Origin of the sequence: Saccharothrix hoggarensis (assembly GCF_042678885.1) — a bacterium.
Lineage (GTDB): Bacteria > Actinomycetota > Actinomycetes > Mycobacteriales > Pseudonocardiaceae > Actinosynnema > Actinosynnema hoggarensis.
In genome coordinates this window covers 1-529 of sequence record NZ_JBHTLK010000542.1, presented here as the reverse complement: position 1 = coordinate 529, position 529 = coordinate 1, and the positions used below count along the sequence as shown (strand labels likewise).

The 529-nt window shown below is 69.4% G+C and carries 1 protein-coding gene and 1 pseudogene; both read left to right on the top strand.

All coding sequences use genetic code 11. From position 1 onward, the window contains the following. On the top strand, positions 1-205 hold a 205-nt coding region (locus ACFQ3T_RS37025), incomplete at its 5' end, for an EboA domain-containing protein (protein ID WP_380730871.1). After that, positions 205-529 (top strand): annotated as a pseudogene (locus ACFQ3T_RS37020) (TatD family hydrolase); the annotation flags it as partial. The gene ACFQ3T_RS37025 and the pseudogene ACFQ3T_RS37020, both read left to right, overlap by 1 nt.

Genomic DNA, 529 nt, shown 5'->3' with positions numbered 1-529 from the left:
CGCCGAACACCTCGACGCCCACGCCTGGCGGCACGGCGTGCTCAAGTGCCTGTTCACGGGTGTCCCGCTGACCGTCGTGGCGGGGCTCGACCGGCGCGTCGACGAGGAGTTGCGACGAATGGTCGGCGCGTTCGCCGACGAACGCCGTGCCGCGGGGCGTGCCGTGCCCGATGACGCGCTCGACTTGCTGAGGAGCGAACCCTGATGCGCATCTTCGACCCGCACATCCACATGACGTCCCGCACCACTGACGACTACGAGGAGATGTACGCGGCCGGTGTGCGGGCGGTGGTCGAGCCCGCGTTCTGGTTGGGTCAACCGCGCACGAACGTCGGGTCGTTCACCGACTACTTCGACTCGCTGATCGGCTGGGAGAGGTTCCGCGCGGCGCAGTTCGGCATCCGCCACTACTGCGCGATGGCGTTGAACCCCAAGGAGGCCAACGATCCGCGCTGCGCCGGCGTCCTCGACGTGCTGCCGCGCTACCTGGCCAAGGACGGCGTGGTCGCGGTCGGCGAGGTCGGGTACG